Source organism: Halonotius sp. F2-221B, assembly GCF_046719765.1.
In the GTDB taxonomy this organism is placed as follows: domain Archaea; phylum Halobacteriota; class Halobacteria; order Halobacteriales; family Haloferacaceae; genus Halonotius.
In genome coordinates, this window is the sequence record NZ_JABEBY010000010.1 from 1 (window position 1) to 25,947 (window position 25,947).

Below are 25,947 nucleotides of genomic sequence, written 5' to 3' on the forward strand. Positions count from 1 at the left end.
TCGTATCGGCATCCTCACCATGTCAGACTGCGATCTTGCTGCTACCGTTATCAGGAGAACGGACAACTAGCGATATTGCTCATCTGAATCTTCTCTAGTAGCCCTTCGACATGCTTTTGCGACTGCCACGGGCACCGTCGGCCATGACCGATCTCTCGCGTAGTGACCCGCTGGCGGCGGTCTCGCCGCTCGACGGGCGGTACAGCCGCCGGACGGCCTCCCTCTCGCCGTACGCCAGCGAGTCCGGACTCATGCGCGCTCGCGTGCGTGTCGAAGCCGAATACCTGATCGCACTCGCCGATCTCGACGCCGTCGACCTCGATCTCACCGACGACGAGCGCGCCGCCGTCCGCGCGACCTACGAAGATTTCGACGGCGACGACGCCGAGTTGATCAAACAGCTCGAAGTCGAGGGCGCGGCGGGCTACAGCGCGACCAACCACGACGTGAAGGCCGTCGAATACTTCCTCCGCGTTCGGCTCAGCGAGGCCGACGCCATTGACGACGCCGAACGGCTCTACCCGTGGCTCCACTTCGGGCTCACCAGCGAGGACGTGAACAACCTCGCCCAGCGGCTGTTGGTCAAACCCGCAGTCGAGGACGTGTTGCTGCCGGAACTTCGGGAGATCCGCGACGAACTCACCGATCTCGCCCACGAACACCGCGATCTGTCGATGTTGGCACGGACGCACGGCCAGCCGGCGACGCCGACGACGTTCGGCAAGGAGATGGCCGTCTACGCCGCCCGACTCGGGAAGACGATGGCACGGCTCACGCAGGCTAGCGACGACCTCGCGGGCAAACTTGCCGGAGCCTCAGGCACCTATGCCGCCCACCACGCGGCGTTTCCGGATGTGGACTGGCAGGCGTTTTCGGAATCGTTTGTTACCGATCTCGGCCTCGACCACACCGCGTTGACAACGCAGGTCAACCCCTGTGACGATCTGGCCGCGCTGTTCGACGCGGCCCGCGGCGTCAACAACGTCCTCATCGATCTCGATCAGGATATGTGGCTCTACATCTCGGATCGCTATCTCGGCCAGCAAACCGTCGAGGGTGAAACCGGGTCGTCGACGATGCCCCACAAGGTCAACCCCATCGACTTCGAGAACAGCGAGGGCAACCTCTCGAAGGCGAACTCGGATCTCACCTTCCTCGCCGACTACGTGACGACCTCGCGGCTCCAGCGCGACCTCTCGGATTCGACAGTCAAGCGCAACATCGGTGCGGCCTTCGGCCACTGCCTGATCGCCTACGGCAAGACGCAAGCGGGCCTTGGCAAGATCGTTCCCAACGAGGCGGTGATGACTGATGACCTCGAATCGACCCCCGAGATCATCGGCGAGGCCGTCCAGACGATCCTCCGCCGGGAGGGCGACACTGACGCCTACGAGCGGGTGAAGGAACTCACTCGCGGCAAGCAGGTCACGATTGAGGATTTCTATGAGCTCTTCGAATCACTTGATGTCGACGAGTCGGTTCAAGAAGAATTGCTCGTGCTGACGCCGACCGGCTACACTGGTGTTGCCAGCGACCTTGCCGACAGCACGGAGTAAGAAGCGAGCGCGCTCCAGTCTCAGGGGCTGTGGGCGTGGGCGACGACAACCGGCGAGTCAGCATCCTGTTGCACGTCGGTTGAGGTTGAGCCGAAGACAAACCGCTCTAGGGGGCCGACCGTCGGCGCGCCCATCACCGTCAGGTCGTAGTACTCCGACTGCTCAATGATCGCATCAGCCGCTGACTCAGCCTCATAGAGCCACGTATCGGCACTCTCGAACTCACCCAGCGCGGTCGCCGCCGTCGCCAGGATCTGTTCGCCGCGCTCGCGGCTCGCCGCGCCGTCGGCTTCGACGACATGGAAGAGATCGATCGCGGCGTCGTTGGCGGCGGCGATCGCCCGCGCGGCTTCGACGGCCAGCTGGCTGTGACGGCCGCCGGCGATCGGCACGAGGATCGACGCCAGCGTCTCGACATCGCCGCGGTCGTCGACGGTGAGCACATCCGTTCGGTCGGCCAGCCGCTCGGCGTCGGTACCGCGGAGCCCAGTCAGCAGCGATGGCCGCGACTCGCGTTCCATCACGAGTGCCGAGGGGTTTCGTCGATCGACCGCGGGTTCGACATCGCTTACCCCGGCAACGGCGGTGGCCGACTGGCTGTATGCGTCGCGGTGATCCGCCGGCAGTTGGATATCGTCGGCCGAGGGGGCGGTGGTCGACTCCGCGAGGAGCAGTTCGGTGTCCCGGACGGTCGCCATGGCGTGGGCGACCATCGCGCCACGCCGCGCGGCTGTCTCGTCGCTGATGTGGCCGACAAGACATGGCCCGTGGCCCTCAGTTGCTGGTGTCGACCCGGCGTCGTTGACCGCGATCATGCCTCACAGTGACGCCTGCTCGGATATAAATTCCACTGACCGTTCACGAGAAATGATGGTTTGCTAATAGATGTAGGGGCTGTGTACCACCCAGTGTGACTGTCAATTTGTGCAACAGTTCTGGCTTTAGATGGGCGTTCGATCAGCAAACAGCTTGTTATAACCACGTGCTTACGTATGGGCCATCCTGCGTGTACCCTAGCTTCTCGCGGTAATACTGCCGGACACCGATCCCGGAGATCACGCTGAGTTTGTTTAAGCCAGCGTCAGCCGCGAGCTCCTCAGCCGTTTCGAGCAGTCGCCGACCGTAGCCGTGGTGTTGCCAGTCGACCTCGCCTGCCGGCTCGCCGATCCCGGCCTCGCTGCCGTAGACGTGGAGCTCCCGGACGATCGCCGCGTCCTGTAGCTCCCGGCGCACCGGGTCGTTCGGGAACCGCAGCCGGCAGAACCCGATGAGCAGGTCTTGTTCGGTATCCTCGTAGCTGATGAAGTGTTCGGTGCCGCCGCAGGCCTCGTAGGTCAGCACGTCGCGCTCGATATCCTCGGGGTTTGGGTCGGCCTCGTTCATCCCGACCTCGCGGGCGCGGATGTCCCGACACTCGATGCCGTTGTCGTCGGCGTACTGCTGGGCCAACTGCCGGAGATTCGACTTCCAGACGCCGGCATCGATGAAGTCAGCGGGGATGTCACGCTGGACGCGCTGGAGGCGGGTGTATTTCGGGATCAACCCCATGATCTCGCCGACGAGTTCGGCGGCCTCCTCGTTTTGGAGCGGGTCGTACTCGCCGCGTCGCCACATGTCGTAGGTGAGCGTATCGCGGACGACAATGGTGGGATAGATCTTGAGATAATCCGGCTTGTAATCCGGGTTGGAGAACAGCTGCCGAAAATCCTCCAAGCACATCTCTTTGGTCATGCCAGGCTGGCCGGGCATCATGTGGAAGCCGACTTTGAACCCCGAATCCCGCAGCCGGCGGTTGGCGTCGATTGAGGCCTGGTTGCCGTGGCCGCGGTGCATTTCCCTATTTATTCGCTCGTAGGTCGTCTGGACGCCGACCTCGACTTTCGTCCCGCCGAGATCGAGCATGCGGTCGATCTGTTCGGGATCACACCAGTCAGGCTTGGTCTCGAAGGTGGTGCCGATGTTGCGGATCTCGTTGGTCTCGTTTTCGGCGATCACATCTTCCAGATACTCGAATGCATACTCCTCGGGATCCTGCGCGAAACTCTCGCCCTCGGCGGCCGCTGGCTCGCTGTCGAGGTCGTAGTCGTTCAGTGCCTGCAGCGCGCGCTTGACGAACCACTCCTGGTAGTCGTGGCTTCGGGCGGTCATCGTCCCGCCCATCAGGATGAGTTCGACCTTGTCGACCGGGTGACCGATCGTTCGCAGCTGGTGGAGCCGGAGCGTGACCTGTCCGTAGGGGTCGTAGTCGTTCTGTTCGCCGCGAGCGGCGGCGGGCTCGTGGCCGGTGTAGCTCTGTGCGGAGTCGAACTCGCTGGCCGGGCCGCCGGGACAGTAGAGGCACTTCCCGTGGGGGCACATATGCGGGGAGGTCATGATCGCCACCGGCGAGACGCCGGAGGCCGTGCGTACCGGTTTGCGCTTGACGACCGACTTGACGGTGTCGCGGTGTTCCTGTGGGGCGTGTGCCAGTAGCTCGGTGTTTTTTGGAACCTTTGGCGCAGAATACTCCGAACAGACATCCAGCTTCGCGGATTCGAGGTCGTCGCGTTCGATCTCGCCGTCGATGATTCGGGCGACAAGCTCCTCGCAGGCCTGCTGGAACGCCGCGGATTCCTCGGTGGTCTCGCCGTCAGCGAGTTCAGAGCTCACGGCAACACCTCCGATCGAACAGGTCGCATTACTGTGTCGTGGTCGCGTTTCGCGGTTAAGCGTGTCGCTCGGCGGACTCGTGCCATAGCTCGGTGACCCATGCCGCCTACTCGGCAGCTTCGTCGGCCGCCTGCTTGATCACGAACACCGGCACTTCGGCTTTGTCGACAACACGCTCGGAGACGCTCCCGAGCGAGCGGAGCTTTTCGCGTGGTGTTTTGCCATCGGTGCCGATGACGATCACATCGATATCCTGCTCGTTGGATTCTTTGACGATCTCTTTGTCGGGTGTGCCGCGCCGGACAGTCGTTTCGACATCAAGTCCCTCCGCGGCGGCCGCGTCGGCGACCGCCTCAACGGCGGCTTCGGCATCAGCGGTCAACTCGGCGTCGACGCCCTCGCGGTCGCCGTCACCGGCGGCCTGTACCGAGCGGATGTCAACGACCGACAGCGCGCGCACGGTCGCGTCGTTGTCGGCGGCCAGCGTCAGGGCGTGCGGGAGCGTTCGCTGGATCGTCTCGCTGCCGTCGGTCGGCACCAGAATCGTCTCGTACATGCCCACTGCTACGGTGGGTGGCCGCTTAATTTCACCCCTTCAGTGGGCCGTCGGCGATGGGTAGTCGGCTGCGGCTCAGTTGAATTTGCTGCGGCCGGCACTCCCCGAAACCTCGGCGAGATCGGCGTACACATCGGCGATGCGGTCACGGATATCCCGGCCGGCGACACGGGGATCGAAGCGATCCTTGTTCGGGGCCCACTCCACGTCGTTGAAGAACGTATCGCGGTGGTCGTCGACGCCCTCCGGCGGGACGATCTCGTCGGTTTCCTCCCGGTAGAGGTCGAAGGCGGTACGGGTGTACTCGTACTGATACCGGGTGTCCTTGTTCACTTTGCAGATCCCATGTTCCAGCATCTCCTGTAGCTGGTCGGACTGGACGCCAGAAGAGCCATGCAGGACGAGCGGCGTATCGAGGCCGTGATCGCGGAGGGCGGTGCGGATTTCCTCGGTCAGATCGGGTTTGAGTTCGAGATCTTTCCCCTTGGCGACGCCGTGTTGGGTGCCGACCGAGATCGCCAGCAGATCACAGCCCGTGCGGTCGACGAACTCGACGGCCTGCTCGGGATCGGTGTAGAAGGCGTGCTCGGCGACGATCTCGTCTTCGACGCCTTTGATCTTCCCGAGTTCGGCCTCGACGAGGATGTCGGCGTCGGCGTCGTCGATCATCTCGACGACCTGTTTGCTCCGGGCGACGTTTTCCGCGAAGGCCTCGTGGGAGGCGTCGATCATGATCGAGGAGGGGATCTCCAACTCGACCTGTCGTTGAATGGTGTTGAGGTCGGTCTGGTGATCCATGTTGAGGAAAACGCCGATATCGTACTGGGCGGCGATCCGTTCGATATAGTTGCCCATGACGCGCAGGCCCGCGATGGGATCGCCGTTGCCGGCGAACGTGCAAGCACCATTGCTCATCTGCAGGAGGAGGTCGGAGTCGGCTTGCGCCGCACCCTGAATCAGCCCGATCATCGTGTTCGGCTCGGCGATGTTGCTTGCGATCAACCCAAAGCCCGAATCGAGTGCATCGTCATAGACTGTTCCCAGTTCGGCTCCACCATAGAAGGTCATGTCTACCGTGTTTCGCGTCGACTGAGATAAATCCCGCCGTCATTTGTCGCACACTCGCTGATGAGTTACCCGACAAAAATATAAATGACTCATGTGCCTACAGGACGGTATGACGATCACCCGTGATGACGACGTACTCGGCGGGGAACCCCACATTCAGGGGACGCGGATCGGGGTTCGACACATTGCTGAACGGGTGATCGAGAGCGATCGTTCGCCGGCCTACGTCGCCGATCAGTTCGATCTCCCACTCGCGGCTGTCTATGCGGCTCTTGCGTATTACTACGAGCACATCGACGAGATGCGTTCGCTTGATCGCACAAACGAGGCTGCGTTCGACCGCGTTCGTGAGGAATCGCTGAAGCCGAAAGAACCGATCCAGTGACCGGGGGCAGCTCCGTCTGGATGAGCACGTCGGCCGCGTGCCTGAGCGATTGCTCCGCGAACGTGGCCACGAGGTTCGACAGGCGAAAGACGAGTTCGACGAGTACACCGACGACGCCGCACTCTTGGAGTGGTGTGCAACCAACGGTGTCGTACTGGTAACGAACAACGCAAAAGATTTCGAGCCGCTGGCCAGCAAGCGAGCGCATGCCGGCATCCTGCTCTACTACGACCAGAGCCTTCCAGAAACCGATCCAGAAGGACTCATACGGTTTGCTGTAGGAAGTTACCGTTCGACCGCCGCCCGGTGGGCGGTCGAGGCGGTAACCGTCTACAGTAAACAGTATCACACAAACGATTGACGAAGTGTTCACACAGTACGGAATGGCTGGCGTCGAGGACGAACTCGTCGATCTCGGTGAGTGGTGCGACTGGCTCAACGAGTGAAATATCGCCCGGAACACTAACGCCCAACCTCATCCAGCGGCGGCATGCCATGTCGGTCGGGAAACCCTCGTGCCGGGCGGCTGTCGTTGCGGCCGACAGCGGGCCGTCTGTCCCGTGCCTGGGTTCGCCGGACTGTCATCGCTCCCGAAATAGGATAGCTCGGCCGGGGACTTGTGGCACGTACCACAGCGTCGGTGCGCGCTCGGCTTACACCTTCCGCTGCCGTCGCCCGCGGGCGTGACCAACTGTACCAAGCCGAAACACAGCCGCGTCGCCCCGAGACGGAGTACAGCGTTGTCGCTGCCGCCGCAGGCCTACTGGCCGTCTTTTCGGTGCTTCCGATTGCCGTGTTGACCGTCGGCGACGTTGACACCGGAACCGCCATCGCGGTGCTCATACTCGCCGCGCCGTTGTTGGCGCCGTTGGTCGGGGGGTTGCTGGTGAGCGGCTTGTCACGCATCTGATCGCAGCCAACGGGGTGTTGCAAACGCGCGTTTGAGTCTCCACCGCATATATACGGCTCCTGTGACAACCGCCGGCTGTCATGGAACTCGACGAGTTCACACAGGCCAATGCCCCGGAATCCGGCGGCGAGAGGTTCCAGTTGGAGAACAGCAAGCTGCTCGATATCACCGTCGACGGCACCGTCATGGTCAAAGCCGGCACGATGGTCGCCTACACGGGCGAGATGACCTTCACCGGCAAATCCTCCGCCGAGGGCGGGATCACCGGCTTCGTCAAAGATGCCGTCTCCAGCGAGGGAACGCCGGTGATGGAGGCCGAAGGCTCGGGCCATCTCTACGTCGCCGAACAGGAAAAGAAGATCCAGGTGCTCGAACTCGACGCCGACGACGCCATCTCGGTCAACGGCAACGACATCCTTGCCTTCGAGTCCCGCGTTGACTACGAGATCAACACCGTCGGCGGGCTCTCGGAGGCGGTTGCCGGCGGGCTGACAAACGTCTACCTCAGCGGGCCGGGAACAGTCGCGTTGACGACCCACGGCGACCCGCTGGTGGCGACACCGCCGATCACGACCGATCCCGACGCGACCGTCGCCTGGAGTACGAACCTCTCGCCGTCGATCGGTACCAACAAAACGATCGAGATCGGCCAGCAGTCCGGCGAATCGATCCAGATGGAGTTCACGGGCTCGAAGGGCTTTGTCGTCGTCCAACCCTACGAGGAAGGCGGCCAGCCAGCCCAACAGTAGCGACCCGCTGGCAGCCATCGACGACCGCGGGACGTTCACCAACAACCGAGACAGATCGACACACTGCGCCGTGAATCCGACCGACTTATATATGTGAGACGGCTTCGCACGGCAATGACAGTATCAGTCGGGATTCTCGGTGCGACAGGCGCGGTTGGACAGCGATTTATTCAGCTGCTTGATGGGCATCCGACCTTTGAGATCGACGCACTCACCGCCAGCGAGTCGAGTGCGGGCAAACCGTATCGGGAGGCCGCCAAATGGCGCGCCGACTCGCCGATCCCCGAGGATATCGCCGGGATCGAGGTCGACACGACCCATCCCGACGACGTTAGCGACGACATCGACCTGCTGTTTTCCTCGCTGCCCTCCGGCGTCGCCAGCGAGGTCGAACCCAAATTTTTGGAGGCGGGCTACGTCGTCTCCTCGAACTCCTCGAACGACCGCATGGCCGAGGACGTGCCGCTGACAATCCCGGAGATCAACCCCGATCACCTCGATCTGATCGAGGTACAGCGCGACAACCGCGGCTGGGATGGCGCGCTCATCAAAAATCCGAACTGCTCGACGATCACGATGGTGCCCACCCTTGCCGCACTCGATGAATCGTTCGGGCTCGACCGCGCGGACGTGACGACGCTACAGGCCGTCTCCGGGGCGGGCTACTCCGGGGTCACGTCGATGGAGATCATCGACAACGCGATCCCACATATCGGCGGCGAGGAGAACAAGATGGAGACCGAATCCCGCAAGCTGCTTGGTTCGTTCGACGGCGCGGAGCTCTCCCTGCATGGCGCGAGCGTCAACGCCTCCTGTAACCGGATTCCGACGCTCGATGGCCATCTCGAAAGCGTTTTCGTCGATCTCGACGACGCACCGACGCCCGCCGAGGCCCGCGAGGCACTGGAGTCGTTCCCGGGTGTTGACCTCCCAAGCGCGCCCGACCAACTCATTCATGTCTTCGGCGAGGATCAGCCCGACCGTCCGCAGCCACGGCTTGATCGGAACCGCGACAACGGGATGGCGATCTCAGCCGGCGGCGTCCAGCCGACCGACACCGGGCTCAAATACAACTGTCTCGCCCACAACACGCTCCGCGGCGCGGCGGGTGCGAGCATCCTCAACGGCGAACTGTTGCTCGAAGACGGCTGGATCTGAGAAGGGGATCGTCGGTTGACAGCAGCGAGTGGCTGTCAGCTACGTCGCGCTGTCGTCGCTTCGGTCGTCTTTTTTGTTGTCGCCATCCGTTTCTTTGGCCTCCGCATCGGCGGCCTGCTCGTCGAGTTGCGCCTCGATCGCCTCGGTTTTGGCTTCGAGCTTCTCGGTGGCCGCTGAGACCTCGTCGCTGACGGTCTCCTCGACGGCTGCTTCGACCGTCTCCTCGACCCGTTTGGCGACCTCCTCACCAACCGTTTCCTCAACCGACTTTTCGACCTCGTCGCCGACGGTCTCCTCAACGGTTTTCTCGACCTCCTCACCGACTGTTTTCTCGACGGTCTTTTCGACCTCATCGCCGACAGTCTCCTCGACGGTTTTGGCAACCTCGTCGCCGACGGTCGCTTCGACCGTTTCCTCGACAGTTTCGCTGACGCCGTCGTCGACGGTCTTGCCGACGGTCGCTTCGACCGTTTTCTCGACGGTGTCGCCGACCTCCTTTTCGACCGTTTCACCGACCGTTTTCTCGACGGTGTCGCCAACCTCCTTTTCGACCGTTTTCTCGACGGCCTCACCGACCTCCTTGTCGACGGTTTCCTCGACGGTCTTTTCGACGGCCTCGGCGACCTCCCGTGTCATCCAGTCGGGATCGAACCGGGCCATCTTCCAGACGACGTGGATGGTGTACGACAGCAACACACCGACGCCAAAGGCGACGCCGGTTTGGGTGCCGACGACAACGAGCAACACCACGGCCAGCGAGATCAGGATCCCGAAGGCCATGTCGACGGCGAAATCGACGCGGTTCGGTTTCATGACTGTCCCCCAAGAGAGCAACTGTAAATCGACATACCGTCGCTACTCGGCCGGCGGGTTTAGTTGTCCCGTCACGGCCCAACAGTTTACATCGGTGCGGGCGATACCGCCTGCTATGTACGTCCGCGATGGAAAACCCCGAGATGAGACGTGGCTCCGTGAGGGGATCGAGACGATGGGACTCGCGGCGGCGACGATTCAGCCGGCGGAGTACGTGATCGCGGTCGACGAGAGCTCAAACGACCGGGCCGGCTTCGGCCGGCTTCGCGTCTCCTCCGGCGAGCCACCCGTCGGCGAGATAACGAGCGTCGGCGTCCGGGAACCCTGGCGCGGCCAAGGGGTTGGGGCCCACATCATCGAGCGGCTGCTCACAAAAAGCGGCGATGCTGGCGTTACGACGGCCTACATGCTGACCGACGAGCCCGGCTATCCGGCGCAGTTCGGCTTCGAACAGCGGGCCGTCGAGAGCCTGCCGGAGCCGCTGGTCGACCGACAGGCCGAAAAACAGGCTGCCTCCGACGGCGATGTCGTTGCCCTCGCCATCGATATCGACGACTTCGAGATGCCCACCGACCGCCGGGAAGCGTTCAAATCGGCCAGCCCGGCCGGCGATGAGCCGACCGTCGAATCCGAGGAGTTCGGGATCGACGCCGAGGGAGCGACCTACAAGTACGATACCGGTCGCTGACCTACCGATCGTCAAGGAAGTCCGTGCTGAACACGATATATGTCAGGGCGGTCGTAAACAGGATCGGCGGGAGTTGGGCGAACGCCCACAGCGGTTCAAGCCCAAAATTGAGGATCAAGACGGCGTTGCCGACGCCAAGCGCGAGAAACGGCAGCGCGTAGAGGGCTGCTCGCCGGCGGTTGCGACCCTCCGCTGTCGACTCCGCGGGTTGTGAACCCCTTGTCGACGCATCCGGCCCCTCGGTCTTACCGGGTGGCGGTGCCATAGCGTCTCGTAGGGGCCGATGGGTAAAAAGCGGGCGTCTTTCAGTTCGGGTCGTGGTCAAACCGCGAGGCCACCGACACCAACCCGTAGAGCACCCCGATCGCCAGCGCGATCAGCCCCATGCCATACAGCGTCATCGCCCCCGGTGTGATCGGCACCGTCACCAGCCCAAGGGGTTCGATGGCGTCGATCCCGCCACCGCCGTTGGCACCGACAACAAAGCCAAGCACGCCACCGAGGACAACCGTACCACCGCCTAACAGGAGAAGGATCCGCCGTCCGGCACCGGTCTCGGTGTCGCTGTCAGTCGTCACAGGGTCGGTATGAGCCGCGATGACTACAGCCTTTCTGTCCGGCTGTTGGGGGTGCCATGGCGATCGAGAGCCCGATCATGATCGCGGCAACCCCGGCACCAACCCCGACGCCGGCGAGCAGCGGGATCGCCAGCCACCAGCCCGCGGCCGCACCGCCAGCAACAGAGGCGGGCATCGCGGCCAACAGCCCGTCGTAGCGCGTCGGCGACGGTGGTCGATCCATGCCGATCTGTCTGCTCCCCTGCTAATTAAATATTATTATCGATGGTTCCACGCCAAGCTATTTGCTGGTCGGCCCTCCCTGCTCGGTATGGACAATCCATTGATCGAACACGCACGCGAGGCACTCGCCGAGGCCTACGTCCCGTACTCCGAGTACCGCGTCGGAGCCGCCCTCCGGACGGCCGACGGCGAGATTTTCACCGGCTGCAACATCGAGAACGCCAACTACTCCAACAGCCTCCATGCCGAGGAGGTGGCGATCGGAACGGCGGTAGCAGCAGGCCACCGAGAGTTCGAGCGGCTGGCGGTTAGCTCCGGCGTCCGCGACGGCGTTACCCCCTGTGGGATGTGCCGACAGACGCTCGCGGAGTTCTGTGGGGACGACCTCACGATCGTCTCTGATCTCGGCGACGGCGCGGTCACGACCTACACCCTCGGCGAGTTGCTCCCCGAAACGATCTCGGCGTCAACGCTGTCGGCCGCTGCCGAGGCCAGCGACGACGCGGAACCGCCACACGAGGTGGGTGACACAGACAGTGAGGAACCATCATGACGGACGGAGATACCCCACCCGAGAGAAGAGACAGCGAAGACCCAAACACCGATCGCCAGTACCACCTCGAAGTCACCGACGACGACGTTGCCGACAGCGTCCTCCTGCCGGGGAACCCGGATCGGCTGGCAACGATCACCGACGTATGGGAGTCGGCGACCGAGGTTGCCAGCCACCGGGAGTACCGCACCGCAACCGGCCGGTATCGGGAGACGCCGATATCGGTCACCTCCACGGGGATCGGCGGCCCCTCGACAGGCATCGCCGTCGAGGAGCTTGCCCGCGTCGGCGCGGAGACGCTCATCCGGGTGGGCTCCTGTGGCACCGTCCGGCCCGACATCGCCGTCGGCGATCTTGTCATTACCTCGGGGGCGATGCGCGGTGAGGGAACGAGCAGCGAGTATATCGACGAGACGTATCCGGCGAGTGCCGACTACGAGGTGATCGCCGCGTTGGTCGCCGCCGCCGAGCGACTGGGATACGAGTACCACGTCGGCGTCACCCTCAGCACCGACAGCTTCTATGCCGGCCAAGGGCGGCCCGGCTTCGAGGGGTATGAGGCCCCCGGCAGCGACGACCTGTTGGAAACGCTCAAATCGGCCAACGTCGCCAACATCGAGATGGAGGCCGCAACGCTGTTTACGATTGCCGGTCTCTATGATCTGCGAGCGGGGGCGGTGTGTGCGGTGTACGCCAACCGCGAAACCGGCGAGTTCGAGACGATCGGCGCGCGAGCAGCCGCTGAAACGGCGAGCCTCGCGGTCGCGCTGCTGGCCAAGATGGACGCCGCAAAGGCGGCCGCCGGTGTCGACCGCTGGCATCCCGGCCTTTCGCTTGAGTGAGGAGGCGGCCACACCGTTCCAAAGCCGCTTTATCCGAGGGCCCCAGAGGCAGTGGTATGTCAGCCAACGTCGTTGTCGTCGGTGCCGGCTATGCCGGTACTGGAGCCGTCAAATCGTTTGAAGACGAGGTCGATGATGGGGAAGCCGAGCTTACCTGGATCTCCGAACACGACTACCATCTTGTCCTCCACGAGACCCATCGGGTGATCCGGCGTCCCGAGGTCGAATCAAAGGTAGCGATCCCGGTCGATGAGATCAAATCGCCGGCAACGAACTTCATCCGCGACCGCGTCACGGATATCAACACCGACGAACAGACGCTCGAACTGCAGGACGGCGAGGCCGTCGACTACGATTACCTGCTTGTGGCGGTCGGTAGCTCGACGGCCTTCTTCGGGATCGACGGCCTCGAAGAACACTCGCTGACGATGAAGAGTCTCGACGATGCTCGTGAGATCCATGAGGCGGTTCGGACGGCCGGCGAGGAGGCCACGCAGTCTGAACCGGCACAGGTGGTGGTCGGCGGTGCGGGGCTATCAGGCATCCAGATCGCCGGTGAGATCGCCGGCTACCGCGACGACACCCACGCGCCGATCGATATCACGCTGATCGAAGGTCTTGATGAGATCTTCCCGGGCAACGATCCCGAGGTACAGGGCGCGCTCCGAAAACGCCTGCTGGAACGCGATATCGAGATCCTTACCGGGGATTTCATCTCCGAGGTCGACGACGACTCCGTCTACCTTGGCGAGGAATCGATGCCGTACGACGTGCTCGTGTGGGCCGGCGGTATCACCGGCCACGAGCCGGCCGCCAACAGCGAGCTTGCGACGGATGAGCGATCGAACCGGCTCCACGTCGAATCAAACTTCCAGACCAGCGACGACCGGGTGTTTGCGATCGGCGACACCGCGCTGATCGACCAGGGCGGCGACGAACAGGCACCGCCGACCGCGGAGGCCGCCTGGACGGCCGCGGAGGTCGCCGGCGAGAACCTGGTTCGCGCACTGCGGGGCGCGCCGCTGAAATCGTGGCAACACAAGGATAAGGGAACGGCTATCTCGGTCGGCGAAGACGCCGTTGCCCATGATGTGATCGGGGTTCCGATCAACACCTTCGGTGGGGTCGCCGCCAGAACACTGAAGAAAGCGATCGCCGCCCGCTGGATCGCCGAGATAAGCTCGACAAAACGCGCCATCAGTGCCTGGAGCGACATGTAACCAGGAAGGAACACCATCCACCACCCGCGAAAAAACAGAAAAACGCGCTATTCGTCGACCGGGGCAACCATCTCGTCGATCTCGAGGATCAGAATACTGTCGGTGTCATCCTTAGCATCGAGCGTGCCGGTGATCTTCAGCTTCGACAGCGGCGTCGGACCGACGGTCACCGAATCACCCTCATGGAAGTCACGGATCGAGCCCTGAAGGTGGATCTCGGCCCGGCAGAGCTCCGGGTGGTGAACACTGGAGAGATCGATGCTCTCGACGGTCGCGTTGTTGATCGACTCACCGTCGTGCTGAAGCGGTACCGGCGCGGGCTCATCCATCTGATCAACATCGAGGGCCTCGTAGGCGTCGGCGGTCGGCTTATAGCCGCCTTTCGGACCGGGAACCCCCTCAACGAGTTGGAGTGCTTTGAGGCTCTGCATCTGGTTGCGGATCGTCCCGGGGTTGCGGTCGACCTCCTCGGCGATATCCTCGCCTTTGATCGCGTCTTCGGCCTCGCGGTGGAGGTTGGTCAGTGCGGTCAGAATCGTTTTCTGACTTGGCGTGAGTTCGATCGATGACATGTGCTTCCGTTCGATGGGACTACGCATAAATCCGATGGAAGAATAATTACAGTTCAGGTGATAAATTTCAGTTCGGCCTCGGCGCAAAATTCTTTCGAGGTGACAAACAAATCCTCTCTGTTCCACCGATCGTGTCCTGTGACAGACACGCTCAGGGCTGCAGTTGTCGTTGCACCTGTTCGGCGACAGCCGATCGGAACCCGGCCTGATCGAGGCTGTCGGCACCCAGAAAGGCGTCAGGATGGCGGCGACCAACAGCCGCACAGAGTCGATCAGTTACCGCATCGACGGCGACCGGCTGGTCTGCCGCCCGGAGCGACGCAGCGATCGCGTCGATCCGCTCGCCCGTTGCGTATTCGGTGATCAGCCCATCGATCGAGGGTGCTGTGGCTGACTTGGCTGATTCTAGTGCTGGTGTAGCTGTCGGGACAGCAGCATGCGATACCCTGCCGCGGTGGCCCTGCTTATCCCGGATCACGACGCCCGCGGCCGGGCCGTCGTACCACGCCGACCCCGGAATCTCGTAGGTGTCGACGCTGAAATCCCGAGCGTGAACCTCGCGCCGAAAGGTGTTGACGGGGTCGAGCCCGAGCCGTCGAAAGATGCCATCGGCGGCATCCGGCGGGCGAAACGCCTCGTCGTCGGCTGCCCACACGTCAGTCCCAAGAAACGGGGGCATCGAACCAAGATCGTAGGGCACCGACTCCCGGGTGGTCGCCACGCCGTAGAAGGTGACCCCCTCCACATCGTCGACAGCCGCCCGCAACGCCGCGCGGTCAAGCGACTCCCGGATGTGCTGAACCGCACACTGAAATGGGAGCGGGATGGCGTTGGGATCGGCGTAGACGGTCTCGGCGTCGCCGACGCGGAGTAGCCCGGAGTCCTGTAGCTGAAAGCGGAGCGGCCGGCCGTCGATCAGCTCCAACAGCCAGAGATGGCCCGACAGAAGGTCGTCCGGCGCGTCTGCGACCGGTTGAACGGACGGAAACTCGTTCACGCGTTAGTCGTCGCTTGCGGTCGCTGTCTCGGGGTCGGCGTCGAGATCAACGTCGGCCTCGGATTCATCGGTCACCATCTCCCGTGGGATCACATCAAGGCAGGCGACACGGTCGTTTGCTTCGAGATCCATGACGATCACGCCCATCGTGTTGCGACCGACCGTCGAGATATCCTCGACGGGTGTTCGCATGATCTGGCCCGACCGGCTCATCACGACGAGGTGGTCGCCCGGCCCGACGGTCTCCATCGCACAGACCGGCCCGTTTCGGTCGCCGGTTTTGATGTCGATCAGCCCCTTTCCGTTGCGCGATTGGACACGATAGTCGTCGATATCGGAGCGTTTGCCGTAGCCGTTTTGGGTGACCGTCAGCACCCAACTGTGGCGGTCGGTGTCGACGGCGGCGACGCCGGCGACCGTATCGCCGTCTTGGAGGTCGATCCCACGGACGCCCCGGGCGCTCCGGCCCATCGCGCGAACATCGTCCTCGTCGAAGCGGATCGACATGCCGCCCGCGGTTGTTACCACGAGCGTCCGGTCGCCGTCGGTAACCTCCACGTCGGTGAGTTCGTCACCATCCTCCAGGCGGATCGCACGGATCCCCGAGGTGTGGATGTTCTGGAACGCCGCGACATCGGTTCGTTTGATGTAGCCGTCCCGGGTCACCATCGTCAGATAGCGGTCGGCGTCGCCGTCCTCGATCTCGATGTCGTCGGTGTTGACCACGGCAGTCAACTCCTCGCCGTCGTCGAGATCGAGGATGTTGACCGCGGATTTGCCGCGGGCGGTGCGGCCCATCTCGGGGATCTGGAACCCGCGGAGCTTGTAGATCTGGCCCTGATTCGTGAAACAGAGCAGGTAGTCGTGGGTGTTGGCGACAAACACCGAGGAGACCGAATCGCCCTCCTTGAGGTCGGTGCCGATGATCCCTTTGCCGCCGCGGTGCTGAGCGGAAAAGGTCGACAGCGGCATCCGCTTGATGTAGTCGTCTTCGGACATGGCGACGACGATATCCTCCTCGGGGATCAGATCCTCGTGGGCGACGGTGTCGGTGTCCTCGATAAACGAGGTGCGTCGCTCGTCGTCGTACTCGTCTTTGATTTCGAGCAGTTCGTCCTCGATGACGCCCAGCAGTTCGCTCTCGTTGGTGAGGATCTCCTGAAGGCGGTCGATCCGCGCCTGTACCTCCTCGTACTCGTCTTTGATCGCCTGGGCCTCCATCGAGGTCAACGAGCCGAGCTGCATCGAGACGATGTGGGCGACCTGCTCCTCGGAGAACGCAAACTCCTCCCGCAGGGCGGCTTTTGCGGCGTCGCGGTCGTCGGCATCCTGAATGGTTTCGACAACGCTATCGACGTTGTTGAGCGCGGTCAGTCGCCCTTCGAGGATGTGGGCGCGATCCTCGGCCTCGTCGAGTTCGTACTGAGAGCGACGGCGGACGACCTCACGACGGTGATCGAGGTAGTGCTGGATGGTCTCCCGGAGATCCAGCACCTGTGGCGCGCCGTCGACGAGTGCGAGGTTGATGACGCCAAAGGTCGATTCGAGGTGACTTTCGAGCAGCTGGTTTTTGACGACATCGACCATCGCATCGCGTTTGAGGTCGATGACGACGCGGATGCCGTCGCGGTCAGATTCATCGCGGAGGTCACGGATCCCTTCCAGTTTGCCCTCGTTGACATCCTCGGCGATGCGCTCGACGAGACGGGCCTTGTTCTCCTGGAAGGGGAGTTCGGTGATGACGATCCGGCCCTCCTCCTCGTCGACCTCGAACTCGGCGCGGACGCGGACGCGACCGCGGCCGGTCTTGTACGCCGAGTGGACGCCACCCCGGCCGACGATGTTAGCACCGGTCGGGAAATCCGGCCCCTTGACGTGCTCCATCAGATCCTCGACGGTCGCCTCGGGGTTGTTGATCAGGTGGACGGTCGCATCGATCACCTCGCCGAGGTTGTGCGGCGGGATGTTCGTCGACATCCCGACGGCAATCCCGGAGGAGCCGTTGACGAGGAGATTCGGGAACGCCGACGGGAGTACGTCAGGCTCCTGCAGGCGGTCGTCGTAGTTCGCGCTGAAATCGACGGTATCCTTGTCGATGTCGGCCAGCAACTCCTCGGCGATCGGTGCCATGCGGGCCTCCGTATAGCGCATCGCGGCCGGCGGGTCGCCGTCAACAGAGCCGAAGTTCCCCTGGCCGTCGACGAGCGGATACCGCATCGAGAAATCCTGCGCCATCCGGGCGAGGGTGTCGTAGATCGCGCTGTCGCCGTGGGGGTGGAAATCACCCATCGTCTCACCGACGATCGAGGAGCTTTTGCGGTGGGCCGAGCCCGCCGAGACGCCAGCTTCGTGCATCGCATACAGGATGCGGCGGTGGACGGGTTTGAGGCCGTCGCGGACATCGGGCAGTGCGCGCCCGGCGATGACCGACATCGCATAATCGATGTAGGACTGCTCCATCTCGTCTTCGATCCGGGCGGTTTCGATGCGTGCGGCGTCTACGTCGGAGTCATCAGGGAGATCTGTGCTCATTAGATATCAACCCATTCGGCGTCGGTCGCGTGTTCCTTGATGAACTGTTTCCGCGGTTCGACGGCGTCGCCCATCAACACCGAAAACATCCGGTCGGCCGCCGCGGCGTCCTCGATGGTGATCCGCTTGAGGATGCGATTCTCTGGATCCATCGTCGTCTCCCACAGTTGATCCGGGTTCATCTCGCCAAGACCTTTGAACCGTTGCACCTGGGTTGGGTTGCCGTTGCACTTCTCTTCGACGATCCGGTCGCGGTCAGCCTCTGTCATCGCGTCGTAGGTGTTCCCGCGGTAGCGCACGCGGTACAGCGGCGGTTGAGCGGCATAGACGTAGCCAGCTTCGATCAACGGCCGCATATGGCGGTATAGCAGGGTTAAGAGGAGTGTTCTGATATGGGCTCCGTCAACATCCGCGTCCGTATTATGCGCACAGAGCCCGCCCATGCCGGCGATAAAGTTCTCGTCACTCTCAACGGAGAAGTCGTAGACGTACTCGCTGGACGGCTCGACTTCCGATACCTCTCTCACCGAAAGGGCGATAAGGTCATCGGATATCTCACGGTATCGCCTTGCACCCGGATTGTCGTGGCCGTCATCGATTTTCGGCACGAGTGCGTCGCCGTTACGGTGGGATGCCCATACGTCACGAATCCGGTCGAGATCAGCGCGCGCTGCGACCGTGACGGTGTGTCGCTCCGCGTTCGTCTCGTAGCCGGCATCGAGAACCGACGGCGGTGTGGTGGAGTGAGAGCCCATGACGCCCTGTGCGGAGAGCAGATACATGAGACCACTGGCGAGATCGCGTGAACAAGTCGTCCACGCGATCCGATTCTCGTTGACGGTTCCATCGCCGTGCAGATATCCGCGGAGGAACGCCTGCTGACACGACGACGACACGTCGAAGACGAGATCCGGAACCGATTTTTTGACTGCCGTTTCGCCATCGAAGCCGAAGGCGTGTTCCCAGACGAGGGCTGCGGCGCGGTTGACGAGTTTAACCTCGTCGACGCGGTCGTCGGCCTCGCTGTGTTTGGCCGGTATCCCGAAGACCGCCTCGAACGCATCGATGTAATGCTCTCGTAACGACGCATTGGTGTCACCAATCGCCAGGCGGATTCCGTTGCGCGGCGAACTTGATCCATCGGCTGCGTAGATGCCGAACAGCTCACAGAGCGTCTCGTCGATCCTGATGTAGCGATCGATCCCATGATCGGCGTAATGTTCCGGTGTCAACTCAACGTGGGCATCCTCGGGGATGTCGTCGAGATCCGACTCCTCAAGATCGCTGATCCGAACGTAGTCACGAACGCGGTTGGTCGGCGCGCCCTCGTACTGGTTGTTCCAGCGTTGATCGAGCAGCGAGTCGCCGACAGTCACATCGTCCATCACTGCGGCGGGCGACGCGCCGACCGCCCCACAGTAGGCCTCGAAGTTCGAGACCGTCGGCCGCGAGTTACCACGCTCCCACTGCGAGACTGTGATCGGCTGGGAGACGCCGACGGCATCACACACGTCCTGCTGTGTCAGTCCCGCATCGGTTCGTTCGGATCGAAGTTGTGAGCGAACCGATTCCGGGATCTCGACGCGCGGCTCCGCGCGGGCGACGGCCCCGCCGTCGGTGGCGTACTCCGCGCGAACCTGCTGTTTGAACATCTCTTCGATCCCTTCACCACGGGCGTAGAGTTCCGAGTCCAGTTTGTCCTGTCGGGCGACGAGTTCGGCCAGCAGGTCGATCCGATCGCCATCACGGTCGCCGGAGACGGGGATCGACCGTGGGGCGACGACCTCGTCGCCCGATTCGATCTCGTCGCCGCTGGCTAGCTGGATCTCTCCGTTGCGGTGGACGAACACGCTGTGTGAGGCGGTGACTTTCAGATTCCGCCCGTAGTCCGTTTCGATCTCGTAGAGCGGCTCATCGATCTTGTGGCGGATCACCTGATCGATCGGCCGGAACTTGGTTCGGTTGTCGTCGCGACCGAAACAGAGTACCTCGTAGTCGTCGTAGCCATCGCCGTCGGCGTCGATCACACCGTCGATGAACGAACCGATCTCGACGAACTGGGTGTTGCCGTCGCCATCGCGGACAAAGCCGTGTTCCTCGCCATCGACGCTCATCAGGATGATCTTGTGATACCGCGCCTCCTCGATATCGAACTCTTCGCCAACGCCCGCGCCGATCGCGGTGATCAGCGCGCGGATCTCGTCGTTTTCGAGAATGCGATCGAGACGATGTTTCTCGACGTTGAGGATCTTGCCTTTGATCGGGAGGATCGCCTGATTGTGGCGGTCGCGGCCCTGTTTGGCCGAGCCGCCGGCGGAGTCGCCCTCGACGACAAACAGCTCGCTCTCGCTGGGTTCACGCGTCTGGCAGTCGGCGAGTTTGCCGGGCAGGGCGGTCGATTCCAGCGCCGATTTTCGGCGCGTTAGTTCCTCGGCTTGTTTGGCTGCCTTTCGCGCACGGGCTGCCTCGGCGGCCTTCGCCACGACGGCTTCGCCGGTGTCGGGATTTTCTTCGAGATAGGTTCGAAGGTGTTCGTGGGTCGCACTTTCGACGATCCCGCGAACCTCGCTGTTGCCAAGTTTGGTCTTGGTCTGGCCCTCGAACTGCGGGTCGGGGTGTTTGATCGAGACGACCGCGGTGAGACCCTCCCGTACGTCCTCGCCTTTGAGGTTTTCATCGAGATCGGTCGTCAGATTGTGGTCGTTTGCGTAATCGTTGATAACCCGGGTGAGCGCGGTCTTGAAGCCGGTGAGATGGGTGCCGCCCTCGCGGGTGTTGATGTTGTTGGCGAAGGCATGAATCGAGCCCTGGAGCTCGTCAGTGGCCTGAATGGCGATCTCGACGGCGATATCGTCTTCCTCGTCGTCGAAGTAGATAACCTCCTCGTGGAGCGGGGTTTTCGTCTCGTTGAGATAGTGAACGAACTCCTTGATGCCGCCGTCATACAGAAACACGTCTTCCTCGTCGGTGCGGTCGTCGGTGAGTGTGATCTTGACGCCGGAGTTGAGAAAGGCAAGCTCGCGGAGGCGGTTGGCCAGCGTCGAGTAGGTGAACTCGGTCGTCTCGAAGATGTCGTCGTCCGGCCAAAAGCGGATCTGCGTGCCGGTCTCCTCGTCGGGTTCGAGTTGGCGAACCTGCTGGAAGCCGTCGGGTTCGGGCTCGCCGTGATCGAAGCTGTGCGTCCAGAGATAGCCATCGCGGCGCACCTCGACCTCCAGGGATTTGGCGAGGGCGTTGACGACGCTGACGCCGACGCCGTGCAACCCACCGGAGACCTGGTAGGATTTGTTGTCGAACTTCCCGCCGGCGTGAAGGACGGTCATGATGACCTCGACGGCCGGCCGATCGTACTCCTCGTGGATGTCGACCGGTATCCCGCGGCCGTCGTCGGCGACCGAGACGGAGCCGTCGTCGTGGATCGTCACCTCGATGTGGTCACAGTAGCCCGCCAACGCCTCGTCGATCGAGTTGTCGACGACCTCATAAACGAGATGGTGGAGCCCGCGACCGTCGGTCGAGCCGATATACATCGCCGGCCGTTTGCGGACAGCCTGCAAGCCCTCAAGGACTTGGATCTGTCCGGCTCCGTAGTCGCTTTCGTCTGCCATAGAACTATACACTCCTAGTAGACCCCGTGGCATAAAGCTCCCGCACCCGCGCGCGCGTAGCCGGGCGGACAGTCACACAAATTATACTCCCCCCGGCGAAAGAGGGTTCATAGCATGACATCCTTCCAGGCGGAACTCGGTGCCGACGAGGGGATCGCCGAGGAGTTGGCCAAGGGCCAACGCGAGATCTCCATCGCCGAGTTCTTCGAGAAGAACAAGCATATGCTCGGCTTCGACTCGGGGGCTCGCGGCCTCGTCACCGCGGTCAAGGAGGCCGTCGACAACGCCCTCGACGCCACCGAGGAAGCCGGGATCAGACCCGATATCTACGTCGAGATCAGTGAGGTCGGCGACTACTACCGCGTTGTCGTCGAGGACAACGGCCCCGGGATTACGAAAGACCAAGTCCCGAAGATCTTCGGCAAACTGCTGTACGGCTCCAGGTTCCATGCCCGTGAGCAATCACTGACCCCGGATCAGCGACTGCTCGTCCGCCGCGACGGGGACATCGAGTTCGTCTCAATCGGGACGCTATGCGATGCGTATCTCCCAGCCGACGGCGGGGGTACTGCCCCGGTCGGCGACGGGATCGAGGTGCCGTGTTTCGACCGCGAGACACAAAAGATGACGTGGCAGCCGGTAACGCACGCGATCCGTCACGAAACCGAGGAAGCGACCTACGAGGTGACGACACAAAAGGGCCGAACGGTCGAGGTGACCGGCAACCACAGCGTCTTCACCCTCAACAAAGACGGCGAAACCCGAGAGGTTGCCGCCGGCGATCTACAGCCCGGCGATACGCTGTTAACCCCCCGTCGCCTCCCGCAGCCTGAGGAGACCACCGAAGAGATCAACCTCCTCAATCATATCACCGCCGACCAGCTTGACGGTCGCCGCTGCTATGTCTACGGCTTTGACCGCGAGCAACTCGAAACCCTACGGAGCGAGGACACCGTCCGCAAGAAACCCGCTCCTGACAGCAACCGGGAACGGTACTACTACGTCCACGAGGGCGTCGAAATCCTCCGCGACAGTTTCGAGACCAACTACATCGAGGACGGCTATCTCCCCGCCGAAACCGTGCTCGAACTCGGCTGGGAACAGCAGGCTGCCGACTGTGAGTTTGTCACCTATCAGGTCGGCGGCGAGGAGACGACGATCCCGGTGACGTTGCCGGCCGACGAACGACTCGTCGAACTCGTGGCGTACTACATCTCGGAGGGTCATGTTGATGACAGGCAGATCGGCTTCACCTTCGGCAGCCATGAGTCCGAGCTGATCGAAGCGACCGAGCAGGCCGTCGCCGCCGTCGGTGGCACGACGACGACTGTCGACCGCGAGCGGAACGCGACGCGCGTGAAGGCCTTCGGATCGCCGTTGGCGATGTTTCTGCATTCGGCCTGCGGCGATGCGGCACGAAACAAACGGATTCCCTCATTCGTCTTTGAACTCGATGCTGAGCTACAACAGCAGTTCATCGCCGCGCTGTATCAGGGCGACGGCTCGGATAGCCATCCCAGCAATGAACTCTCGCATACGACAACGAGCGAAACGCTTGCCCGCCAACTATCGGTGCTGTGGAACATGCAAGGGGTGCTGGCGAGCACGGAGGTCGCGTCGAACACGGACGGGTACGCCGCAGGTGAGACCGAGCAGTACCGAACCAAGGTCTACGGCGACGATACAGACCTCGCAGATGTCTTTGCACCGTCGAAGGACACGACCGAACAGACGTACAAACGGATCCCCACCTCGCTTCTCGACGACGTGCGGGTTGGACGAGCAGACAGCAAAACAGTGCCAGATTCGGTGCCCGGCCTGCTCATGGCCGCCGGCGTCGGCTCAAAGATCGATCACGCAGAGACGTATGCGGACTTGATCGAGGCGGCGATTGCCGGCGAGTACGTCGACGAACCACGGTACAGTCACAACCTCAAAGGGTGGGGGCTGCTCGATGACGACCATCAGCCGACCGACCAGCTCACGGAACTCTGGTCGACGATACAGAACCTGCAGGGCCTGTCGGAGACGGATATGTGTCTGCTCCCGGTTGAGTCGGTCACCGAAACCGAATCTCCCGAGTACGTCTACGACATCTCCGTGCCGGGCGCGACCGGCCACGATGAGAACTTCGTCGTCTGCAACGATGGCGCGCTGAGCGTGAAAAACAGCCGCGGGCAGCAGGGGATCGGGATCTCGGCGGCCGTCCTCTACTCGCAACTAACCAGCGGCAAACCCGCCAAGATCACGAGTCGAACGAAGGAAGCCGACCAGGCCGAATACTTCGAGCTCATCATCGACACCGACACCAACGAGCCGGAAATCCGGGACTCGGAGCCGACAACGTGGGATCGTACCCACGGCACACGCATCGAGTTGGAGATGGAAGCAAACATGCGGGCCCGCCAGCAGCTCCACCAGTATATCAAAAACACGGCCGTTGTCAACCCACACGCCAGAATAGAGTTGCGCGAACCCGGGCTTGAGGAACCACTCAAATTCGAACGCGGCACCGACCAACTGCCCGCGGAAACCAGCGAGATCCGCCCACACCCTCACGGCGTCGAACTCGGCACGCTGATCAAGATGATCGCCGCGACGGATTCGTACTCTGTCTCGGGATTCCTCCAAGATGAGTTCACCCGTGTCGGGAAGAAAACCGCCGACAAAGTCCTCGATTCGTTCCGCGACCGCCACTTCGGCCGCGAACTCGCCTGGCCCACCCCCGCCACCGGCATCGACATCGCGGGGGCTGTCACCGACGCCGTTGCCAACAAGGGAGCTGAGGCGACCGAGACGTTCGCCACCGAAATCGAATCGACGCTGCGCGGCCGTGACCGCACCGCGTACTCCGAGTTGGCGGGTATCGTCGACGAGATCGCCGACGGCGTCGAAGCCGACACCGGCCGCACGTTCGGGGCGACGGTTCGAGAAGCCGCTGTCGCCGCCGCGTGGGGTGAACTCACCGCCTTCGAGGACGACGAGACCAACGGCGAGGAGCCCGGCCGCGATCATCTCACGCCCGGGCTCTACGGTCTCGTTGACGATGCCACGAGCAGCCGGAAGGACGACGAAACCGTCGAAGCCCTCGCCGAGCGGCTAGCCCGACGAGCCGATGGTCTCGGCGATGACGACGACAGACGGTTCCGGGTAACACACGACGACCTGTCGGCAATGGTCGAGGCGGCCGCCGATGCGACCGTCGAGTACGACGACGTAACACTCGGCGAGACCGCCCGCGAGAACATCACCGAGGCCCTGTGGTCGACTGCCCAGACGGTTCCCGACGATGTACCGAAGATCAGCGCGATCGACGGCGACCGCGACACCGCCAGCGAACTGTTGGAAGCGATGCGGGCGACCGACATCCTCGCGCCGCCGACGGATTGTCTCTCACCGATCACGGCCGACCTCGTCGAGGCCGGCCTCCGTAAGGAGTACGACGCTGATTTCTTCGCCGCCGCAACGCGGGATGCCGAAGTCCACGGCGGCGACCCCTTCATCGTCGAAGCCGGGATCGCCTACGGTGGCGACCTCCCGTCGGAGGGGAAGATCGATCTCCTCCGGTTTGCCAACCGCGTCCCGCTGGTCTACCAACAGGGGGCCTGTAGCTCGACAGATGTGGTCAAACAGATTGGCTGGCGGAACTACGGGCTTGATCAGCCCGGCGGGAGTGGCCTGCCGAACGGCCCCGCCGTACTGATGATTCACGTCGCCTCAACGAACGTCCCCTTCACCAGCGAATCGAAGGATGCGATTGCGAACATTCCCGAAATCGAAGACGAGATCGAGTTGGCGATCCGGGAGGCCGCCCGCGAACTCAAATCCTATCTCAACAAGCGACGCTCCCTTGAGAAACGCCAACAGAAACAAAGCGTCCTCAGTCAGATCCTCCCGGAGATGGCCGACAAGGTCGCCGAGGTGACCGGCCAGGAGCGACCCAACATCGACGCCGCGATGGGCCGGATCATGAACAACCTCTGTATCGACCGCGAGATCGACGATGGGACGGTGACGCTCCATGTCGAGAACTATTCGGATCGCGCCGAAACACCCGAGATCACGGAGATCGTCTCGGTTGAACCGACCGATGTCGACGGTGACGGAGCCACCGTCGTCGATCTCGACGGCGAGTGGTTCATCCAGTGGTCGCCGTCGCTGTCGGCCGGCGAGGAGACGAAACTCACCTACACAGTCGGCGACGACGCCGAGTTCGACATCACCGTCGAGGGTGTCGAAAGCGAGAAGCTGACACTGAACGCCTGAGCCACGACGAACCCACACCCAACCA

At 62.7% G+C, this 25,947-nt stretch carries 21 protein-coding genes and 6 pseudogenes; 13 read left to right on the top strand and 14 right to left on the bottom strand.

Going from position 1 to position 25,947, the window contains the following annotated elements; translation table 11 throughout:
- The first annotated feature begins 143 nt into the window (after window positions 1-143).
- A complete protein-coding gene (gene purB / locus HKK80_RS08415) occupies window positions 144-1,556 on the top strand; it encodes an adenylosuccinate lyase (protein ID WP_411799163.1) in 1,413 nt (470 codons plus the stop codon).
- Window positions 1,557-1,576: 20 nt separating this feature from the next.
- Here the strand turns inward: purB and HKK80_RS08420 are convergent, their stop codons facing one another.
- From HKK80_RS08420 to fba, 4 genes are all read right to left on the bottom strand, one after another.
- Window positions 1,577-2,371 carry a universal stress protein gene (locus tag HKK80_RS08420; protein WP_411799164.1) on the bottom strand — a complete coding sequence of 265 codons (795 nt, stop codon included), beginning with the start codon at window positions 2,369-2,371 and terminating at the stop codon, window positions 1,577-1,579.
- 157 nt (window positions 2,372-2,528) lie between these two features.
- Window positions 2,529-4,205, bottom strand: coding sequence for a tRNA uridine(34) 5-carboxymethylaminomethyl modification radical SAM/GNAT enzyme Elp3 (locus HKK80_RS08425; RefSeq protein WP_411799165.1), 1,677 nt, complete (start codon window positions 4,203-4,205; stop codon window positions 2,529-2,531).
- A 106-nt stretch (window positions 4,206-4,311) separates the two neighbouring features.
- On the bottom strand, window positions 4,312-4,761 hold the full coding sequence (locus HKK80_RS08430) for a universal stress protein (RefSeq protein WP_411799166.1): 450 nt from the start codon (window positions 4,759-4,761) through the stop codon (window positions 4,312-4,314).
- A gap of 75 nt (window positions 4,762-4,836) precedes the next feature.
- Window positions 4,837-5,829 carry a class II fructose-bisphosphate aldolase gene (gene fba / locus HKK80_RS08435; protein WP_411799167.1) on the bottom strand — a complete coding sequence of 331 codons (993 nt, stop codon included), beginning with the start codon at window positions 5,827-5,829 and terminating at the stop codon, window positions 4,837-4,839.
- Window positions 5,830-5,938: 109 nt separating this feature from the next.
- On the opposite strand from fba, the gene HKK80_RS08440 reads away from it, so the two are divergent.
- The 5 genes from HKK80_RS08440 (at window position 5,939) to asd (ending at window position 9,031) form a co-directional block, all read left to right on the top strand.
- Entirely contained in the window at window positions 5,939-6,214 is a 276-nt protein-coding gene (locus tag HKK80_RS08440; RefSeq protein ID WP_411799168.1) for a DUF433 domain-containing protein, read from the top strand.
- A gap of 37 nt (window positions 6,215-6,251) precedes the next feature.
- A complete protein-coding gene (locus tag HKK80_RS08445) occupies window positions 6,252-6,575 on the top strand; it encodes a DUF5615 family PIN-like protein (RefSeq protein WP_411799169.1) in 324 nt (107 codons plus the stop codon).
- Window positions 6,576-6,833: 258 nt separating this feature from the next.
- Window positions 6,834-7,124, top strand: a complete 291-nt coding sequence (locus tag HKK80_RS08450; protein WP_411799170.1) for a hypothetical protein — start codon at window positions 6,834-6,836, stop codon at window positions 7,122-7,124.
- An 80-nt stretch (window positions 7,125-7,204) separates the two neighbouring features.
- Window positions 7,205-7,873: an AIM24 family protein gene (locus tag HKK80_RS08455; RefSeq protein ID WP_411799171.1), complete on the top strand. Its 669-nt coding sequence runs from the start codon at window positions 7,205-7,207 to the stop codon at window positions 7,871-7,873.
- Between the two features lie 114 nt (window positions 7,874-7,987).
- Entirely contained in the window at window positions 7,988-9,031 is a 1,044-nt protein-coding gene (asd, locus tag HKK80_RS08460) for an aspartate-semialdehyde dehydrogenase (RefSeq protein ID WP_411799172.1), read from the top strand.
- A gap of 39 nt (window positions 9,032-9,070) precedes the next feature.
- Here the strand turns inward: asd and HKK80_RS08465 are convergent, their stop codons facing one another.
- Window positions 9,071-9,844 carry a hypothetical protein gene (locus HKK80_RS08465; RefSeq protein WP_411799173.1) on the bottom strand — a complete coding sequence of 258 codons (774 nt, stop codon included), beginning with the start codon at window positions 9,842-9,844 and terminating at the stop codon, window positions 9,071-9,073.
- Between the two features lie 115 nt (window positions 9,845-9,959).
- Between HKK80_RS08465 and HKK80_RS08470 the strand changes: the two genes are divergently transcribed.
- Entirely contained in the window at window positions 9,960-10,532 is a 573-nt protein-coding gene (locus HKK80_RS08470; RefSeq protein WP_411799174.1) for a GNAT family N-acetyltransferase, read from the top strand.
- Between the two features lies 1 nt (window position 10,533).
- Here the strand turns inward: HKK80_RS08470 and HKK80_RS08475 are convergent, their stop codons facing one another.
- From HKK80_RS08475 to HKK80_RS08485, 3 genes are read right to left on the bottom strand one after another with little or no spacing between them, the layout of a single operon-like run.
- Window positions 10,534-10,797: a hypothetical protein gene (locus tag HKK80_RS08475; RefSeq protein WP_411799175.1), complete on the bottom strand. Its 264-nt coding sequence runs from the start codon at window positions 10,795-10,797 to the stop codon at window positions 10,534-10,536.
- Between the two features lie 40 nt (window positions 10,798-10,837).
- Window positions 10,838-11,110 carry a hypothetical protein gene (locus tag HKK80_RS08480; protein WP_411799176.1) on the bottom strand — a complete coding sequence of 91 codons (273 nt, stop codon included), beginning with the start codon at window positions 11,108-11,110 and terminating at the stop codon, window positions 10,838-10,840.
- Window positions 11,100-11,333, bottom strand: coding sequence for a hypothetical protein (locus HKK80_RS08485; protein WP_411799177.1), 234 nt, complete (start codon window positions 11,331-11,333; stop codon window positions 11,100-11,102). Before HKK80_RS08485 ends, HKK80_RS08480 begins: the two co-directional genes overlap by 11 nt.
- An 87-nt stretch (window positions 11,334-11,420) precedes the next feature.
- Here HKK80_RS08485 and cdd point away from each other — a divergent pair, with 87 nt between their 5' ends.
- Genes cdd through HKK80_RS08500 form a run of 3 tightly spaced genes read left to right on the top strand, consistent with a single transcriptional unit; the run spans window position 11,421 to window position 13,947 of the window.
- Window positions 11,421-11,885: a cytidine deaminase gene (gene cdd, locus HKK80_RS08490; protein ID WP_411799178.1), complete on the top strand. Its 465-nt coding sequence runs from the start codon at window positions 11,421-11,423 to the stop codon at window positions 11,883-11,885.
- Entirely contained in the window at window positions 11,882-12,727 is an 846-nt protein-coding gene (locus HKK80_RS08495; protein WP_411799179.1) for a nucleoside phosphorylase, read from the top strand. Before cdd ends, HKK80_RS08495 begins: the two co-directional genes overlap by 4 nt.
- Window positions 12,728-12,783: 56 nt before the next feature.
- The gene (locus tag HKK80_RS08500; RefSeq protein WP_411799180.1) at window positions 12,784-13,947 is read left to right on the top strand and encodes an NAD(P)/FAD-dependent oxidoreductase; all 1,164 of its coding nucleotides are present in this window, start codon (window positions 12,784-12,786) and stop codon (window positions 13,945-13,947) included.
- A gap of 47 nt (window positions 13,948-13,994) precedes the next feature.
- Here HKK80_RS08500 and HKK80_RS08505 read toward each other — a convergent pair whose 3' ends face one another.
- The 6 genes and pseudogenes from HKK80_RS08505 to HKK80_RS08530 all read right to left on the bottom strand — a co-directional run.
- Entirely contained in the window at window positions 13,995-14,519 is a 525-nt protein-coding gene (locus HKK80_RS08505; RefSeq protein WP_411799181.1) for an Rrf2 family transcriptional regulator, read from the bottom strand.
- 151 nt (window positions 14,520-14,670) lie between these two features.
- Complete coding sequence (locus tag HKK80_RS08510) at window positions 14,671-15,516, bottom strand: hypothetical protein (protein WP_411799182.1); 846 nt, start codon at window positions 15,514-15,516, stop codon at window positions 14,671-14,673.
- Between the two features lie 3 nt (window positions 15,517-15,519).
- Window positions 15,520-18,048, bottom strand: coding sequence for a DNA gyrase subunit A (gyrA, locus tag HKK80_RS08515; RefSeq protein WP_411799183.1), 2,529 nt, complete (start codon window positions 18,046-18,048; stop codon window positions 15,520-15,522).
- A pseudogene (locus tag HKK80_RS08520) lies at window positions 18,048-18,467 on the bottom strand (DNA topoisomerase IV subunit B); the annotation flags it as partial. The gene gyrA and the pseudogene HKK80_RS08520, both read right to left, overlap by 1 nt.
- 6 nt (window positions 18,468-18,473) lie before the next feature.
- A pseudogene (locus tag HKK80_RS08525) lies at window positions 18,474-20,162 on the bottom strand (LAGLIDADG family homing endonuclease); the annotation flags it as partial.
- Window positions 20,148-21,656, bottom strand: a pseudogene (locus HKK80_RS08530) (DNA gyrase subunit B); the annotation flags it as partial. The pseudogenes HKK80_RS08530 and HKK80_RS08525, both read right to left, overlap by 15 nt.
- A 114-nt stretch (window positions 21,657-21,770) precedes the next feature.
- Here HKK80_RS08530 and HKK80_RS08535 point away from each other — a divergent pair.
- The 3 pseudogenes from HKK80_RS08535 to HKK80_RS08545 all read left to right on the top strand — a co-directional run.
- Window positions 21,771-22,121, top strand: a pseudogene (locus HKK80_RS08535) (ATP-binding protein); the annotation flags it as partial.
- Window positions 22,122-23,789 (top strand): annotated as a pseudogene (locus HKK80_RS08540) (DNA topoisomerase VI subunit B); the annotation flags it as partial.
- Between the two features lie 30 nt (window positions 23,790-23,819).
- Window positions 23,820-25,922 (top strand): annotated as a pseudogene (locus HKK80_RS08545) (DNA topoisomerase VI subunit B); the annotation flags it as partial.
- Window positions 25,923-25,947 lie beyond the last annotated feature (25 nt).

Excerpts from the sequence above, each read along its gene's own strand:
- asd (WP_411799172.1), top strand. The coding sequence starts at position 7,988 with ATGACAGTATCAGTCGGGATTCTCGGTGCGACAGGCGCGGTTGGACAG.
- HKK80_RS08500 (WP_411799180.1), top strand. The coding sequence starts at position 12,784 with ATGTCAGCCAACGTCGTTGTCGTCGGTGCCGGCTATGCCGGTACTGGA.
- HKK80_RS08470 (WP_411799174.1), top strand. The coding sequence starts at position 9,960 with ATGTACGTCCGCGATGGAAAACCCCGAGATGAGACGTGGCTCCGTGAG.
- purB (WP_411799163.1), top strand. The coding sequence starts at position 144 with ATGACCGATCTCTCGCGTAGTGACCCGCTGGCGGCGGTCTCGCCGCTC.
- cdd (WP_411799178.1), top strand. The coding sequence starts at position 11,421 with ATGGACAATCCATTGATCGAACACGCACGCGAGGCACTCGCCGAGGCC.
- HKK80_RS08430 (WP_411799166.1), bottom strand. The coding sequence starts at position 4,761 with ATGTACGAGACGATTCTGGTGCCGACCGACGGCAGCGAGACGATCCAG.
- HKK80_RS08475 (WP_411799175.1), bottom strand. The coding sequence starts at position 10,797 with ATGGCACCGCCACCCGGTAAGACCGAGGGGCCGGATGCGTCGACAAGG.
- HKK80_RS08420 (WP_411799164.1), bottom strand. The coding sequence starts at position 2,371 with ATGATCGCGGTCAACGACGCCGGGTCGACACCAGCAACTGAGGGCCAC.
- HKK80_RS08440 (WP_411799168.1), top strand. The coding sequence starts at position 5,939 with ATGACGATCACCCGTGATGACGACGTACTCGGCGGGGAACCCCACATT.
- HKK80_RS08485 (WP_411799177.1), bottom strand. The coding sequence starts at position 11,333 with ATGGATCGACCACCGTCGCCGACGCGCTACGACGGGCTGTTGGCCGCG.
- HKK80_RS08505 (WP_411799181.1), bottom strand. The coding sequence starts at position 14,519 with ATGTCATCGATCGAACTCACGCCAAGTCAGAAAACGATTCTGACCGCA.
- gyrA (WP_411799183.1), bottom strand. The coding sequence starts at position 18,048 with ATGAGCACAGATCTCCCTGATGACTCCGACGTAGACGCCGCACGCATC.
- HKK80_RS08455 (WP_411799171.1), top strand. The coding sequence starts at position 7,205 with ATGGAACTCGACGAGTTCACACAGGCCAATGCCCCGGAATCCGGCGGC.
- HKK80_RS08495 (WP_411799179.1), top strand. The coding sequence starts at position 11,882 with ATGACGGACGGAGATACCCCACCCGAGAGAAGAGACAGCGAAGACCCA.
- HKK80_RS08465 (WP_411799173.1), bottom strand. The coding sequence starts at position 9,844 with ATGAAACCGAACCGCGTCGATTTCGCCGTCGACATGGCCTTCGGGATC.
- fba (WP_411799167.1), bottom strand. The coding sequence starts at position 5,829 with ATGACCTTCTATGGTGGAGCCGAACTGGGAACAGTCTATGACGATGCA.